Annotated in this window: 11 protein-coding genes and 1 pseudogene; 9 read left to right on the top strand and 3 right to left on the bottom strand. The window is 70.3% G+C overall.

What is annotated here, in order from left to right:
• Positions 1–170: 170 nt before the first annotated feature.
• A complete protein-coding gene (gene hexR, locus ACWPN7_RS07020; protein ID WP_040134897.1) occupies positions 171–1,055 on the bottom strand; it encodes a transcriptional regulator HexR in 885 nt (294 codons plus the stop codon).
• A gap of 445 nt (positions 1,056–1,500) precedes the next feature.
• On the opposite strand from hexR, the gene ACWPN7_RS07015 reads away from it, so the two are divergent.
• From ACWPN7_RS07015 to ACWPN7_RS07005, 3 genes are read left to right on the top strand one after another with little or no spacing between them, the layout of a single operon-like run.
• Positions 1,501–2,040, top strand: a complete 540-nt coding sequence (locus ACWPN7_RS07015) for a TRAP transporter small permease (protein WP_040134895.1) — start codon at positions 1,501–1,503, stop codon at positions 2,038–2,040.
• 34 nt (positions 2,041–2,074) lie between these two features.
• Positions 2,075–3,355, top strand: coding sequence for a TRAP transporter large permease (locus ACWPN7_RS07010; protein WP_040134893.1), 1,281 nt, complete (start codon positions 2,075–2,077; stop codon positions 3,353–3,355).
• 30 nt (positions 3,356–3,385) lie between these two features.
• Positions 3,386–4,399 (top strand): TRAP transporter substrate-binding protein, encoded by a 1,014-nt coding sequence (locus ACWPN7_RS07005; RefSeq protein WP_103039637.1) that lies wholly within the window; start codon positions 3,386–3,388, stop codon positions 4,397–4,399.
• 166 nt (positions 4,400–4,565) lie between these two features.
• Here the strand turns inward: ACWPN7_RS07005 and ACWPN7_RS07000 are convergent, their stop codons facing one another.
• Together ACWPN7_RS07000 and ACWPN7_RS06995 are read right to left on the bottom strand one after the other, a co-directional pair.
• Positions 4,566–5,837, bottom strand: coding sequence for a hypothetical protein (locus ACWPN7_RS07000; protein WP_492273222.1), 1,272 nt, complete (start codon positions 5,835–5,837; stop codon positions 4,566–4,568).
• A 32-nt stretch (positions 5,838–5,869) separates the two neighbouring features.
• Positions 5,870–6,721, bottom strand: a complete 852-nt coding sequence (locus tag ACWPN7_RS06995; protein ID WP_492273221.1) for a fumarylacetoacetate hydrolase family protein — start codon at positions 6,719–6,721, stop codon at positions 5,870–5,872.
• 156 nt (positions 6,722–6,877) lie between these two features.
• Here ACWPN7_RS06995 and ACWPN7_RS06990 point away from each other — a divergent pair, with 156 nt between their 5' ends.
• The 6 genes and pseudogenes from ACWPN7_RS06990 to ACWPN7_RS06965 all read left to right on the top strand — a co-directional run bounded on the left by ACWPN7_RS06990 (position 6,878) and on the right by ACWPN7_RS06965 (position 15,872).
• A complete protein-coding gene (locus ACWPN7_RS06990; protein ID WP_492273220.1) occupies positions 6,878–7,336 on the top strand; it encodes a hypothetical protein in 459 nt (152 codons plus the stop codon).
• Positions 7,337–7,442: 106 nt separating this feature from the next.
• Positions 7,443–7,760, top strand: a complete 318-nt coding sequence (locus ACWPN7_RS06985) for a hypothetical protein (protein WP_051658341.1) — start codon at positions 7,443–7,445, stop codon at positions 7,758–7,760.
• 135 nt (positions 7,761–7,895) lie between these two features.
• On the top strand, positions 7,896–9,059 hold the full coding sequence (locus ACWPN7_RS06980; RefSeq protein WP_040134886.1) for an aminotransferase: 1,164 nt from the start codon (positions 7,896–7,898) through the stop codon (positions 9,057–9,059).
• 769 nt (positions 9,060–9,828) lie between these two features.
• Positions 9,829–10,203, top strand: a pseudogene (locus ACWPN7_RS06975) (hypothetical protein); the annotation flags it as partial.
• A 130-nt stretch (positions 10,204–10,333) separates the two neighbouring features.
• A complete protein-coding gene (locus ACWPN7_RS06970; protein ID WP_492273219.1) occupies positions 10,334–10,834 on the top strand; it encodes a sensor histidine kinase in 501 nt (166 codons plus the stop codon).
• 187 nt (positions 10,835–11,021) lie between these two features.
• Positions 11,022–15,872, top strand: a complete 4,851-nt coding sequence (locus ACWPN7_RS06965) for an alpha-2-macroglobulin family protein (RefSeq protein ID WP_459197177.1) — start codon at positions 11,022–11,024, stop codon at positions 15,870–15,872.
• Positions 15,873–15,939: the final 67 nt, after the last annotated feature.

Below are 15,939 nucleotides of genomic sequence, written 5' to 3'. Positions count from 1 at the left end.
GGAGGAGGGAAGGCGTCATTCATAGCCCTCTCCCGCCCCGGGAGAGGGAGGGGCCCACGCGCCAGCGTGGGAGGGTGAGGGTGTTGCCAAGAATCAGCGCCGTGATCCTTGGGTGACCCTCACCCGCCTGCTTTGCAGGCCCCCTCTCCCGGGGCGGGAGAGGGAAAAAGCTACGCCCGCTGGCGACCCCGGGCGGGCTTGCCGTGGGAGGAGCGGGTGCCGGACAGCACGGCCTTGACCTTCGCCAAATGGTGCCGCGCCTCGGCGCCGAGCTTCAGCGCCACTCCGGTGGACAGCACGTCGATGATCGCCAGATGGACGAGGCGGGAGGCCATCGGCGTGTAGATCTCCGCGTCCTCGACCGGGGTGTGGCCGATGGCGACCGACGATACCGCCGCCAGCGGCGAGCCCGGCGCGGTGATCGCAATGACCGGAATGCCCAGGTCGCGGGCCATCTGCGCCAACTCGGTCACCATGATCGTGCGCCCGGTGTTGGAGATCGCCAGCAGCACCCCGCGCGCCCCCAGATTGACCGCCAGCATGCGGACCATCATCGGGTCGGCGCTGGCCTGCGCCGCCATGCCGAAGCGCATGAACTTGTGCGCCGCGTCCTCCGCCACCACCGCCGAGGCGCCGGTGCCGATGCACAGGATGCTGGAGGCGTCGGCCAGCAGCTCCACGGCGCGGGAGACCGCCGCCATGTCGAGCGCGCCGGCCGCGTCGTTCAGCGCGGCGGCGGCGGATGAAAAAATTTTTCGCGCGACGGTCGGAGTCTCGTCGTCGGGCGCTACGTCCTGGCTGACGAAGGGGGTGCCGCGGGCCTGTCCCTCGGCGAGTCGTAGCTTGAAATCGGGGAAGCCGGCGCAGCCGATGCTGCGGCAGAAGCGGACGACGGTCGCCTCGCTGACCCCGGCGGCCTGGGCCAGCACGGTGATGCTCTGCCCCAGAACCTTCTGCGGCTCGGCCAGCACCATGTCGGCGACCTGAGCCTCGGAACGCTTCAACTCCGGCAGGCGGCCGCGGATGTGATCGAGGATGTTCACCGGCTGGAGCATCGAAACGGACCGTCCATCCCTGAAAGCGTTCTTGGGCCCCGGCGTTCTTGGCTCCGGGCGTCGTTGGGCGGCGGGACCGTACCACCGCCGCCGCGAGCGGCATAGCGTGCCCTGGCCCGCGCGGCTAGGTCGTCGCACCGCCTTCCATGGGCCCCAAGCTATGCGGCGCGGCGTGGCTTGTGAAGATAATTTTCGTCACTATGCCGATGGTTGGACGGTTTCAGCGCCGATATGAAGAAAATCTTCTTCACTCGGTTGCGGGACTCCTCTATTTTCCGACACAGAAAATTCAAGGTCCCGGCAAGAGACCAAGTGGGAGGAACCCCGACCCGCCGCCCGGCCCCGCTGCCGGTGCGTCGCGCCCTGCGTGCTTTCCCGCGCCGTCCCCTGCCGCCGCCCCTTCCGATCAGGTGAGCCCCGCCGCGAGGCAGGCCGAGGAGTGTGCATGAAGCGCGTGGTGGAAGCGCTGGAGATGGTCACCGAATGGATCATGGCGCTGATGCTCGCCGTGATGGTGGCGCTGGTCTTCGGCAACGTGGTTCTGCGGTACGGCTTCAACAGCGGCATCGTCGCCGCCGAGGAGCTGGCCCGCCTGATGTTCGTCTGGCTGGTCTTTCTGGGCGCGACGCTGGCGCTGCGCCGCCACCAGCATCTCGGGCTGGACATCGTCCAGGCCCGCCTGCCGGCCCGCGTCCGCCGGGCCTGCGCCATCATCAGCCATCTGCTGATGATCTACGCGCTGTGGCTGTTCATCCAGGGGAGCTGGTTCCAGCTTCTGATCGGGATGGAGACGCGCTCCACGGTGCTCAGCTTCCCCATGGCCTTCTACGCCGCCGCGGGCTTCTTCCCGGCGATCGCCATGGCGCTGACGATCCTTGCCAACCTCTGGAAAATCCTGTCGGGCGACGCGACGGCGCACATCCCCGGCAACGGCGACCCCCACGGCGTCACCGCCCCGCAGGGCGGCGCCATCGCCGAGCATTGATTCCGTCCGGCCTTCTGAAAGCGGAGCCCGTTCCATGGCCCTTGCGGTCTTCCTCTCCTCGCTGTTCGGCCTGATGCTGCTCGGCATGCCCATCGCCTTCGCCCTGATGCTGACGGGCGTGGCGCTGATGGTGCATCTCGACTTCTTCGACGCCCAGCTCGTCGCCCAGAACATGCTGAGCGGCGCCGACAACTACCCGCTGATGGCGGTGCCCTTCTTCATCCTGGCTGGCGAGCTGATGAACGCCGGCGGCATCTCGCAGCGGATCATCAACCTCGCGGTCAGCCTCGTCGGGCACATCCGCGGCGGTCTGGGCTACGTGACCATCGGCGCGTCGGTGATGCTGGCCAGCCTGTCCGGCTCGGCCATCGCCGACACCGCGGCGCTCGCCACGCTGCTGATCCCGATGATGCGCGACAACGGCTACCCGGTGCCGCGCTCCGCCGGCCTGATCGCGTCGGGCGGCATCATCGCCCCGATCATCCCGCCCAGCATGCCCTTCATCATCTTCGGCGTGACCACCAACACCTCGATCAGCGGCCTGTTCATGGCCGGCATCGTGCCCGGCCTGCTGATGGGCGCCGGTCTGGTCATCACCTGGATGTTCGTGGTGCGCGGCATGACCGTGAAGCTGCAGCCCAAGGCGAGCTGGAGCGAGCGCCGCACCGCGCTGGTCGAGGGCGTCTGGGCGCTGGCCCTGCCGGTCATCATCATCGGCGGCCTGCGCGGCGGCATCTTCACCCCGACCGAGGCCGCGGTGGTCGCCGCCGTCTACTCGCTGGTCGTGGCGCTGTTCGTCTACCGGCAGGTGACGCTGAAGGATCTGGTGCCGCTGCTGGTCCAGGCCGCGCGCACCACCAGCACGGTGATGTTCCTGTGCGCGGCGGCGCTGGTGTCGTCCTACATGGTGACCCTGGCCGACCTGCCGCAGCAGATGAACGAGATGCTGGCCCCGCTGCTGCACGAGCCGAAGCTGCTGATGGTCGCCATCACGCTGCTGCTGCTCGCCGTCGGCACGGTGATGGACCTGACGCCGACGATCCTGGTGCTCGGCCCGGTGCTGACCCCGCTGGCGGCGGCGGCGGGCATCGACCCGACCTATTTCGGCGTGATGTTCGTCCTGACCGGCACGCTGGGCCTGATCCATCCGCCGGTCTGCACGGTGCTGAACGTGGTGTGCGGCGTCGCCCGCATCTCGCTGGAAAGCGCCACGCGCGGCATCTGGCCGTTCCTGCTGACCTACCTGCTTCTGCTGTGCCTGCTGATCGCCGTTCCGGAGATCGTCACGGCCCCGCTGGCCTTTTTCCGCCATTAATCACAAACGCTCACAGGGAAGAACCGACCCATGAAGCTGCTCCGTTCCGTCCTTCTGGCGACCGGCCTCGCCGCCGCCATCCTCGCCCCCGTCGCCGCCTCCGCCCAGGACATCAAGCCGCGCCTGATCCGCTTCGGCTACGGCCTGTCGGAGAGCAGCAACCAGGGCCGCGCCGTGAAGTTCTTCGTCGAAGAGATGTCCAAGCGCTCCGGCGGCAAGCTGAAGGTCAAGGGCTTCGCCGACGCCAGCCTGGGCAGCGACATCCAGATGCAGAACGCTCTGATCGGCGGCGCGCAGGAGATGATGGTCGGCTCGACCGCCACGCTGGTCGGCATCGTCAAGGACTTCGCGGTCTTCGACCTGCCCTTCCTGTTCAACAACGAGCAGGAGGCCGACGCCGTGTTCGACGGCCCGTTCGGCCAGAAGCTGGCGGCCAAGCTGAACGAGAAGGGCCTCGTCGGCCTCGTCTACTGGGAGAACGGCTTCCGCAACCTGACCAACAGCAAGCGCCCGGTCGAGAAGGTCGAGGACCTGAAGGGCATCAAGCTGCGCGTCATGCAGAACCCGGTCTACATCGACATGTTCAACGGCTTCGGCGCCAACGCCGTGCCGCTGTCCTTCTCCGAGCTGTTCACCGCCATGGAGACGGGCACCGTGGACGGCCAGGAGAACCCGGTCACCACCATCCAGTCCTCGAAGTTCTACGAGGTCCAGAAGTACCTGACCATTTCCAAGCACGTCTACAGCCCGTGGATCGTGCTGGCCTCCAAGCGCTGGTACGATGGCCTGTCCAACGACGAGCGCAAGATCATCAACGAGGCCGCCGTCGCCTCGCGCGATTTCGAGCGCAAGGACAGCCGCGAGGCGTCGAAGCAGAGCATCGCCTACCTGAAGGACAAGGGCATGCAGATCAACGAGCTGAGCGACGCCGAGCTGGGCCGCATGCGTGAGATGGTCAAGCCGGCCATGGACAAGTTCGCCGCCGACGGCGGCGCCGACCTGCTGAACGAGCTGCAGGGCGAGATCAACAAGGTCCGCAAGTAAGGCTTTGAACCTCTCCCTCTCCCGCCCCGGGAGAGGGAAGGGGCCCGCGCGAGGCGTGGAAAGGGTGAGGGTGCGGCAACGGATCAGCGCGTTGATCCTTGCACGACCCTCACCCGGCGCCTTCGGCGCCACCCTCTCCCGAGGCGGGAGAGGGGCTTTCCATTCGTCACTTCACCCGCTCACCGGTGAACGGGTTCCAGCCCACCGCGGCCAGGACCGTCCAGGCCGTCACCGCCAAGTGGGGGCGGCGGTAGTAGCGGAAATCGTCCGTGGTGCTGTCCGGCCCGATGGCGAGGCCGGTGGTGATGCTGTCCTCGCGCGTCGCCCAGACATGGCCGCCGCGGCTGACCTCCTTGCCGACCTCGGCCAGAAGCCGCTGCGCGGCGTCGGGCCGGCCCAGCAGGCGGTAGACCAGCGCGGCCTGCGCCGTGCCTTCCACCCACATCCCGTCGCGGTCGTCGTTGAAGTCGAAACCGCCGTCGACTCCGTGGGCCTTCTCCGCATAATCCAGCGCCGCCCGCCACGCCTCCGGCGCGCCGCGCAGCAGCAGCGGCCAGAGCTGGGCGTCCAGACCGGACGTGGCCCGGTTGACCGTCACTCCGTCCGGCGCCGTGCCGGTGGGGAAGTGCCCGCCGCCGTCCGCCCACATGCGGTCGAGAAAGCCGCGCGCGGCCTTCTCCGGCCCGGCCCAGTCGCCGGCCGTGCCGCTGCGCTCCAGCCAGCCGAACAGGGCGACGAGGTCGGTGTTGTGCTCCGTCGCCTTCCAGGTCAGCGCCTGCGGCTTGTCGTCGAAGCCCTGGACGCCGCCGTTGAAGCCGCCCGGCCCGCGCGGGTCGGCGGTGTTGGCCACCACCCAGCGGGCCAGCTCCGCCGCACCATTGCGGAAGCGCTCCTCGCCGGTCGCCTCGCCCAGAGTCATCAGGGCCAGTCCCGCCCAGGCGACGTTGCCGGTGGCGGAGCCGACCTGATAGGCGTCCTCGAACCAGCGGTTGGCGGTGACGTCCCACCAGCCGTTGGGCGGGATCGGCTTCTGGGTCTGGGCACCGGCGCGGTAGGTATTGCGCAGCCGCCCCTGGCGTCGCGCGCGGTCCAGCGTGGCGGCGGAGAGCAGCGATTTGCCGATGCGCAGCGCCGGCTCCGTCTTGCCGCAGGCGACCAGGGCGATGACGGCCAGCGCGTTGTCGTAGGTGAAGGCGGCCTCGCGCAGCGGCAGCTCCGACGTCTGGCCGACGCCGAAGCTGCTGTCGTAGCTGCGCAGGAACACCGGGCCGGAGCCGGGAATCTCCGCCACCCGCGACGCCAGCGTGCCGCAGGTCTTTCCGGCCAGCGCCGCGGCGCCATCCTCGGCCCGGGCGGCGCTGGACGCGACCCCGGAGGCCGCCAGGGTGCCGACACCGGCGGCGAGCAGCCACGCGGCCAGACGGCTTGTTCGCTTCATCGAAGACACTCCCATTCCGGTCCCGGCGCCGCTCAGCCTTCGAAGGCGCGGACGGACTGGCGCTGCTCGCCCAGCCCTTCGACGCCCAGGCGCATGGTCTGGCCGGGCTGGAGCCAGGGGTGGTTCGGCCCGCGGCCTAGGGCCACGCCCTGCGGCGTGCCGGTGGCGATGACGTCGCCCGGCAGAAGAGTCATGAAACGGCTGATGTAGGACACGATCTCGGCGACGCCGAAGATCATGTCGGCGGTCGTGCTGTCCTGCATCGGCTGGCCGTCGACCTCCAGCCACAGGCGCAGCGCCTGCGGGTCGGGCACCTCGTCGCGGGTGACCATCCAGGGGCCGATCGGGCAGAAGCTGTCGGCGCTCTTGCCCTTGACCCACTGGCCGGTACTCTCGGTCTGGAAGGCGCGCTCCGATACGTCGTTGAGGACGCAATAGCCGGCGATGTGGTCGAAGGCGTCGGCCTGATCGACGTAGCGGGCGGTGCGCCCGATGACGATGCCGAGTTCGACCTCCCAGTCGAGCTTGGTGGCGCCCCGCGGCATCTGGACCGGGTCGTTGGGGCCGCAGATGGAGGTGGTCGCCTTCATGAACAGCACCGGCTCCGCCGGCTCGGGCAGGCCGGATTCGGCGGCGTGGGCGCGATAGTTCAGCCCGACGCAGACCACCTTGGACACCCCGGCAACGCAGGGGCCGAGCCGGGTTCCGTCCGGCACCTGGGCCAGCCGGTCGGTGTCGAGCGTGCGCAGATGGGCCAGACCGTCCTCGGTCAGCGTGGCCGGGCCGATGTCCGACACCACGCCCGACAGGTCGCGGATCACGCCGTTGCGGTCCAGAAGGCCCGGACGCTCATGGCCCGGCGGGCCGAATTGCAGAAGTTTCATCAGGCTAAACCCTTCCCGTTCCCGAAGGTTGAGCCGCGCCTCTCCTCCGGTGAGTGCTGTCCGGTCCCGGCCGAAGCCGGAAAGGGGCTGTTCCGTCGCGGTCCGGTCTGGTGTACCCTTTTTTCAGCCCATGGGGAAACCAGACGGGAGGCGGATATGCCGGTGTGGCGCCGTTACCTCGTGAAGGAATTGACCGGGCGGCTGGTCGAGCTGCCGAGCCGCCAGTACGACCGCGCCGACGACGGCACGGCGCCGATCCCCGACTACGCCGGTCGCTGCGTTGAACTGGTGTCGGCGGTGCTGGTCGGCAAGCAGGGCGACGCGCCCACGGTGACCGAGGTCGCCTTCACCAAACTGTATTTCGACCAGTCGGGTTTCGTCGACGCCGCCAAGCGGGAGCGGATGATCCGCCTGATGCTGGAAAGCTGCGCCGACCGGCGCTGCCGCAGGCCGGCCCGGCGGACGGGGTGCACCGACTGCAACGCCCTGGCGGAGCGCGCCGACGCCGCGCGCAGCGAGCTGATGCGCGACTTCGAATGGGCGCCGGCCCCGGCCGAGGTGACCGCCGCGCTGTTCGTCCTGGGACCGCCCGGCCGCGCCATGCCGTTGCATTGACGCACCCCTTTTGCCCGTCGCCTCCCCCGAAAAGTCACATCCCCCGGCCTCTTTCCCCGTGTCCGGACGCCCCCATATGGCTGCTGGCACAGGAGGAGGAGTCCCGATGCATCGTCGTGCCGCCATCCCCCGGTCGTTGCTCACCCGGCCCACGCTTGCCCGTGTCCGGCAGCTCGCTCTGATCGGCACGGGGTGGAGCCTGATCGGCCTGGGCGCCCTGATGTCGCCGTTGCCGGGGCCGTTCGGCTTTCCGGTGGCGCTTGCCGGGGGGGTGATCCTGTTGCGCAACTCCGCGGACGCGCGCCGCCTGTTCGTGCGGCTGAAGCGCCGCCATCCCCGGCTGCTCAGCCCCGTCGAGCGCATCCGCGTCAAGCTGCGCCACCGCCGCAACGCCGCCAGAGCCAAGGCCGCCGCTACCGCCTGACCGTCATTTGCCTGACCGCCACTGCTTGGCCGCGAAACCTCCGCCACCGCCGCCGGGCCGGTCTGCGGACGGGGCGCTGGACAGCGCAGCCCGGCTGCGGCATTCCTGTCCGCTTCGGTGTTCAGGAGGCTCAAGGTGAAGTCCGGCAACGCAATCCTGTCGAGCTACGGCACGACGATCTTCGAGGTGATGTCCCGCCTGTCGGACGAGCACAAGGCGATCAATCTCGGCCAGGGCTTTCCCGACGAGCGCGGCCCCGCCGATGTGCTGGACGTGGCGGCCAAGGCCATCCTGGAGGGCTGGAACCAGTATCCGCCGATGATGGGCACGCCGGAGCTGCGCCAGGCGGTGGCCGCGCACGGCAAGCGCTTCTACGGGCTGGACATCGACTGGAAGACCGAGGTGATGGTGACCTCCGGCGCCACCGAGGCGCTGACCGCCAGCCTTCTCGGCCTCATCAATCCGGGCGACGAGGTCGTGCTGTTCCAGCCCATGTACGACAGCTACCTGCCGATCGTCCGGCTGGCCGGCGGCGTGCCGCGCTTCGTCAGTCTGAAAGCCCCGGACTGGAGCTTCACGCGCGCCGACCTGGAGGCGGTCTTCTCGCCCAAGACCAAGCTCGTCCTCATCAACGACCCGCTGAATCCCGCCGCCAAGGTCTTCACCCGCGCGGAGCTGGAACTGCTGGCGGAGTTCGTCCAGCGCTTCGACGCCTTCGCCGTCTGCGACGAGGTGTACGAGCACATCATCTTCGACGGGCTTGCGCACATCCCGCTGATGACCCTGCCGGGCATGCGCGACCGCTGCCTGAAGATCGGCTCCGCCGGCAAGACCTTCTCGCTGACCGGCTGGAAGGTCGGCTACGTCACCGGTGCGCCGCACCTGCTCCAGCCCGTCGTCAAGGCGCACCAGTACATCACCTTCACCACGCCGCCCAACCTCCAGGCGGCGGTCGCCTATGGGCTGGGCAAGGACGACGCCTACTTCACCGGGCTGGCCACGGGGTTGCAGGCCAAGCGCGACCGGCTGGCCGACGGGCTGCGCGCCGTGGGGTTCGAGGTGCTTCCGTCCGCCGGCACCTATTTCGTGGTCGCCGACGTGTCGCCCTTCGGCTTCGACGGGAACGACGAGGACTTCTGCCGCCGTCTGACCGCCGAGGCCGGGGTGACGGCGATCCCCGTCGGCGCCTTCTTCGTCGAGGACGCGCCGCGCAGCTTCATCCGCTTCTGCTTCTCCAAGAAGGACGAGATCCTCGATGGCGCGGTTGAGCGGCTTTCCGCTTATTTCGCGCGGCGATGATCGGGGCGCGCTCTCCATCAACGCGGGATGGAAGGGCTTGCCCGGCGCTTCCATAGCGTGATACCCCTGGTGCTCTAGGGTCGATGCCGGGCCGGAACGGATCATTGTCCGGACCGGCCGCGGTGGACCGCCTGTGGAAGAGCCGGGATGCGCCTGCCGATCTCGTTCCGCTGGTGCGTGTTCGCCATCGCCGCCGTCGCGATCACGGTGGTCTGGGGAGCGCACGCTCAGGTGGTGCGCGAGTTGATGGACGGCCAGACGCGGGAGGCCGTGGCGAAGGCCGAGATCATGGTCCGGGCCTTCGCCAAGAGCACCCACCGCGCGGTGCACGAGGTGGACATCACGCTGCGCTCCCTGGCGCTGGAATTCGGCGAGAACGGCCTGCCCGGCGTCCGCAACTTCCTCGACCAGACGCTCTACGATCCGACGCTGATCCATCACTTCACCGTGCTCGACGCCGACGGGGCCGTGCTGTTGCGCAGCGAAGGGCCGGGCGGGCGGACGAACGAGCGGGACGAGCCGGCCTTCGCCTTCCACCAGGGCACCGGCCGCGACCTGATGCACATCGGCACCTCCTTTCCCGGAACGACCGGCGGCGGCCCCCTGCTGCGCTTCAGCCGGCGGCTGACCGACGGGGACGGCGGCTTCGCGGGTCTGGTGATCGCCAACATCGATCCCGACATCCTGGGGGAATTCTACCAGCAGGCCAACCTGGGGCCGCAGGGGGCGGTGACCCTGATCGGGATGGACAAGGTGATCCGCGCCCGCGGTGCCTCGCGCGGCGTCGAGGCGGTCGGCCTCGCCATCCCCCAGTCCCGCCTGTGGGGGGAATTGGGCCGTTCGCTGGCCGGCGTCTATTGGCAGGAGTTCGCAGACCGACGGCGTCCTGCGCGCCTTCGCCTATCGCGTGGTGGAGAACTATCCGCTGGTCGCCACCGTCGGCGTCGCTCAGGTGGACATCGAGGAGGGAGTGGCGGACCTGCGCAACACGCTGTTCCTGCTGGCGACGATCCTGACCGCGTCCATCCTTCTGGTGACGCTGTTCCTTCTGGTGCAGCACCGCACCGCGGAGCGGCTGCGCGCCGCACTGGCCCTGAACCGCAATTTCCTGGCCCGCGTCAGCCACGAGCTGCGCACGCCGCTGAACGCCATCCTTGGCTTCTCGGAGGTCATCCGCGACCAGATGCTCGGGCCGCAGGCGGGGGGCGCTACGCCGACTATGCCGGCGACATCCACGAATCGGGCGGCACCTGCTGGGGCTGATCAACGACATCATGGATCTGTCGCGGCTCCAGGCGGGGACATTGCCGCTGCACCCCGAGGATCTCGACGTCGCGCCGATCGTGGAATGGGTGTTCCGCATGGTGGCGCCGCAGGCCGACGCCAAACGCATCCGGCTGGACATGAACGTCGAGCCGGGACACCACAGCGTCTCGGCGGACGAGCGCGCCCTGAAGCAGATGCTCCTGAACCTGCTGGCCAACGCCATCACCTTCACGCCGGACGGCGGGCGAATCCTGGTGACGGTCGGCGGCGGACCGGGCGGCGGTTGCCGCGTCCGGGTGACGGACAATGGGATCGGTATGACGCCGGAACAGCTCCATCAGGCCGCGGAGCCCTTTGGGCAGGCCGAGGTGCATGTGACGCTGCCGGGGCAGGGCAGCGGGCTGGGCCTGTCCATCGTCAAATCCCTGATGGAGGCCCATGGCGGGCGCCTGCGCATCGACAGCCGGCCCGGCGAGGGCAGCCAGTTCACGCTGGAATTCGCCGCCTGATCCGCACCCCATCCGCGGCCAAATCCACCTTGCGGGATTTTCCGGGCGGGGCCGCAAAGCCGTGGCGAAACCAGGGGCGCTTCGGCATACTCCGCGCCGGTTTGCCGAAAACGGTGTTTTCGCAGGCCCGGAGTTTTCGCATAGGCCCGCGCGCGCCGCGCCGGGCGGCTGGTCCAGGGAAGATCGAATGTTGCGTGCAGTGGCGCGTGTCTGTGCCGTCCTCGTCGCGTCCTCAACCCCCGTCATCGCCGCCGACGCGCCGCCCGAGCCGGTGCCCTTCGGCGTCTCCTCCGCCGAGGTGGTGGCGGAGCGCGACGTGCCGCAGGCCTGCTTCACCTTCACCGACCGGCTGGAGAAGTCGCGCGCGGTGAACTACCGCGACTATGTGGAGGTGACGCCTGCCGGTGGTGGAGCGGCCTTCGACGGGACCGCCGTCGCCCGCGACCGTACGCTCTGCGTCGAGGGGCTGAAGCACGGGCAGAGCTACCGCATCACCCTGCGCGACGGGTTGCCGGGCAGCGACGGGAAGCGCCTGCCCAACCCCGACGCGCGCGACATTGAGGTGCCGAACCGCAAGCCGGCGCTGGCCTTCCGCGGGGCGGGCTACATCCTGCCGCGCATCGGCGCCGACGGGCTGCCGCTGCGCTCCATCAACCTCGACCGGGCGAAGCTCCAGGTGCTGCGGATCAACGACCGCAGTCTGGTTGAGAAGATCTATTTCGGCCGCATCGGCCAGCAGATGTCCGACCACGAGGTCGGCGAGATCCTCGACCGCTCCGGCCAGGAGGTGTGGCGCGGGGAAATGGCGATCAGCAACAGCCGCAACCAGGCGGTGGTGACGCCCTTTCCGATCGACGCCGTCCTGGGCCGGCTGGAGCCCGGCGTCTACATCGCCGTGGCCAGCACCGAGGACATCAAGCCCGGCGGCTGGGACCACAAGGCGACCCAGTGGTTCGTCGTCTCCGACCTCGGCCTGAACGCCATCACCGGTGAGGACGCGCTGGTCGTCTTCGCCCGCTCCGTCAAGGGCGCAACGCCCGAGGCCGGCGTCGAGCTGCGCCTGCTCGCCCGCAACAACGAGGAGCTTGGCAAGGCGCTGACCGGTGCGGACGGGCTGGCGCGCTTCGACCTCGCCGCCCTGCGCGCCGCCGGGCGTGAGCCGGTGCAGGCGCTGTTCGCCTACCGCGGGGCGGGGGATTTCGGATTCCTCGACCTCGTCACGCCGACGCTGGCCAACGCGCCGCCGGCGGCCGGGGCGCCGAACGCGGCGCCGGGCGGCGTCGCGGTGGCGGTCCCGGCGCGTCCGGTCCCAGGCCAGCCCGACGCCTTCCTCTACACCGAGCGCGGCATCTACCGCCCCGGCGAGACGGTGCATCTGGCGGCGCTGCTGCGCGACGCCGACGCCAAGCCGGTCACCGGCCGTCCCGTCACGCTGAAGATCCAGCGTCCGGACGGCTTCGAGGTGGATCGCCGTCCGCTCGCCGAATCCGGCGGCGGCAGCTTCGCCGCCCGCGTCGAGATCCCGGCCAACGCCATGACCGGCACCTGGGCCGTCACCGCCCACGGCGAGCCGGAGGCCGGGAGCCAGCCGAACACCATGGGGCCGGTGCTGGGCCGCGCCGAGTTCCTGGTCGAGGACTTCGTGCCGCCGCGCCTTGAGGTTGCCCTGGCGGCCGAGGCGGCGGAGCTTCCGGCGGACGGCAAGACGACCCTGACCATTGACGGGCATTTCCTCTACGGCGCTCCGGCGGCGGGCCTGCCAGGCGAACTGGCGGTGACGCTGCGCGCCGCGGCAAATCCCTACCCGAACCTCCCCGGCTACCGCTTCGGCCTCACGCAGGAGGAGGTGAAGCCGCTGCGCGCCGACCTGCCGGGCTTCACGACCAACCGCAACGGGCAGGCCAAGGCCGATCTCGCGCTGCCCAAGGCGCCGGAGAGCACCAAGCCGCTGGAGGCGGTGGTCCGCGCCACCCTGCTGGACATCGGGGGCCGCTCGGTCAGCCGCGATCTGGTCCTGCCGGTGCGCCACCAGCCCTTCGCCGTCGGCATCCGCCCGCGCTTCGAGGGCGACGGGGTGCCGGAAGGCGCCACCGCCGGATTCGACGTGGTGGCGGTTGGGCCGGACGGCCAGCCGATGGACAAGGAGGACCTCTCCTACGAGCTGTTCGAGGAGGAATACGATTACGCTTGGTTCGAGGCCAACGGGCGGTGGGACTACAAGGTCACGGTGCGCGACCAGCGGGTGACCGGCGGCACGCTCGCCGCCCAGGCGGCCAAGCCGGCTTCCGTGGAGGCCCCGGTGACCGCCGGCCGTTACCGGCTGGAGGTGTTCGACCCCAAGACCGGCGTGGCGAGCAGCCTGCGCTTCGCCGCCGGCTGGTGGATGACCCCGACCGCCGGCGAGCGTCCCGATCAGGTGGACGTGACCGTCATGCTGCCCGCCTACAAGGGCGGCGACACCGCCTGGGTCTATGTCAAGCCGCCCTACGACAGCGAGGTGCTGATCACCGTCGCCGACCGCAAGATCCGCGATGCCTCGACCCGCCGCATCGGGCCGGAGGGGGCCTTCCTGGAAATCCCCGTCGATCCGACCTGGACCGGCGGCGTCTATGTGCTGGCGACCGCCTTCGGCGCTCCGGACGCCGCGGGCGGCCCGTCGAAGGGCGTGGCGCGCCGCGCCGTCGGCCTGTCCTGGCTGGCGGTGGACGGGGACGAGCGGGCGCTGGACGTGCGCGTCGCCGCCCCGGCCCAGACCGAGCCCCGCCGCTCCGTCACCGCCGAGGTGGTGGTGGAGGGCGCGCCGGAGGGCCAACCGGCCTATGTGACGGTCGCCGCGGTTGACGATGCCGTGCTCCAGCTCACCGACCAGCATTCGCCAAATCCCATCGACCATTATCTGGGCAAGCGCCGCCTGGGCGTGGAACTGCGCGATTCCTTCGGGCGGCTGATCGATCCGGCAGTCCTCGACGCCACCCGCACGCGCCCCGGCGCTGCCCCGCGGCTGCGTCAGGTCGGCGTCACCGTTCCGCAGAAGTCGGAGCGCGTCGTCTCCCTGTTCTCCGGCGTGCTGACCGTGGGTCCGGAGGGCAAGGTGGCGGTGCCGCTGGACGTCCCCGATTTCCAGGGCCGGCTGCGCCTGATGGCCGTGGCCTGGAGCGGGGACAAGCTGGGCCGCTCCGAATCCTCCATGCTGGTCGCCGATCCGGTGCTGGCCGACCTGGGCCTGCCGCGCTTCCTGGCGCCGGGGGACCGGGCGGTGGTTCCGGTGACGCTCGACAACGTCGCCGGGCCGGCGGGCGCCTACAGCATCTCCCTGATCGCCAGCGGCGCGGTGTCGCTCGGTGAGGGCAACATCGCCGTGCCGGAGCTGGGCAAGGGCAAGCGGGCCACCGCCGGGCGGGTCCTGACCGCCAACGGCGTCGGCACCGGCCACATCGCGCTTGACGTGACCGGGCCGGACGGCCTGCGCATCACGCGCCAGTGGGAAATCCCGGTGCGTCCGGCCTCGCCGCTGGTCACCCGCCGCACCGCCTCCATGCTCGCCCCGGAGCGCAGCGTCGAGCTGCCCGCCGACCTGCTGAACGGCCTGCGTCCGGAGACCGCGACGGCGGCCCTGTCGCTCGGCAACCTGCCGGACCTCGACATTCCCGGCCTGCTGACCGCGCTGGAGCGCGGCGGCCCCGGCGGGCTGGAGATGACCGCCAGCCGCGCGCTGCCCTTGCTGTCGCTGGGCGACGTGGCGGTGGCGCTGGGCGTCGCCTCGGACGAGCGGGTGAAGGCGCGGGTCCAGCGGTCGGTCGACCGGGTGCTGACCTTCCAGCGGATGGATGGCGCCTTCGCCGCCTGGTCGCCGAAGGGGGAGGCCGATTCCTGGTTGACCGCCTACGCGCTCGACTTCCTGGGCCGCGCCAAGGCCGCCGGCTACCGCGTGCCGGAGGGGCCGTATCGCAAGGGGCTGGACGGGCTGCGCGGCGCGCTCGACAACGCCTGGGTGGAGGCCGACGAGCAGCCGGCCCGCGCCTACGCGCTCTATGTGCTGGCCCGCGCCAAGATGATCGACGCCGGTGCGGTGCGCTACTTCCAGGAGACCTTCTGGGACAAGCTGCAGACCGACTTCGCCCGCGCCCAGGTCGCCACGGCCATCGCCGCGCTGGGTGACAAGGACCGTGCGGCGGAAGCCTTCGGCCGGCTGTCCGGCGCCCGCGTCGTGTCGGCCAGCCTGCGCGACTACGGCTCGTCCCTGCGCGACGAGGCCGGCGTGGTGGCGCTGATGGGCGAGAGCGGCGTGGTCGAGCGGGAGCGCCTGACCCAGGCCACCGAACGCCTGTCCAAGACCTACGCCGCCGTCCGCACCACCGGCGTGCAGGAGCAGGCGTGGCTTCTTCAGGCGGCCAAGGCGCTGATCGACCGGGCGCCGTCGATGAAGATCGCCCAGAAGGACGCGCAGGGGGCCGATCAGGTCACCGAGGGGGCGAAGCCGCTGTTCCAGCGCATCGACCCGGCGGCCCCGCCGGCCATCCGCAACGCCGGGGGCGAGCCGCTGCGCCAGATCCTGTCGGTGTCCGGCCTCGCCGACGCGGCGCCAGGGGCGGAGGAGCAGGGCATGACCGTGACCCGCAGCCTGTTCGACATGACCGGCCGCCCCGCCGATCCGGGCGCCGTCCGTCCGAACGACCGGCTGGTGGTGATCCTGGAGGGCAGCGCCTCCGATCCGGTGGACCGGCAGGTTCTGGTGTCCGATCCGTTGCCCGCCGGCTTCGAGATCGAGGCCGCCCGCTTCGCCGGGGGCGGGGCGCCGCTGGGCGACCTGTCCTGGCTGGGCGAGCTGACCGCGCCGCGCGCCGTCGATTACCGCGACGACCGCTTCGTCGCCGCGCTCGACATGACGAAGCAGGCGCCGCGTTTCCGGCTGGTCTATCTGGTGCGCGCGGTGACGCCCGGCGACTACGCCCAGCCCGGCGCGACCGTGGAAGACCTCTACCGCCCGCACCAGTCGGCCCGCACCGCCGCGTCGCGCCTGCGCGTCCTGCCGGAGTAGGCGGATCGAACGAAGAAGCCCCATCGTCCGCCGTGCGCGGGCGATGGGGCTTTTCTTGTTTCCAAGC

The sequence above is a fragment of the Azospirillum sp. UENF 312511 genome (genome assembly GCF_058780635.1).
The sequence above is the reverse complement of the archived record's forward strand: the minus strand, read 5'-3'. Positions and strand labels throughout refer to the sequence as shown.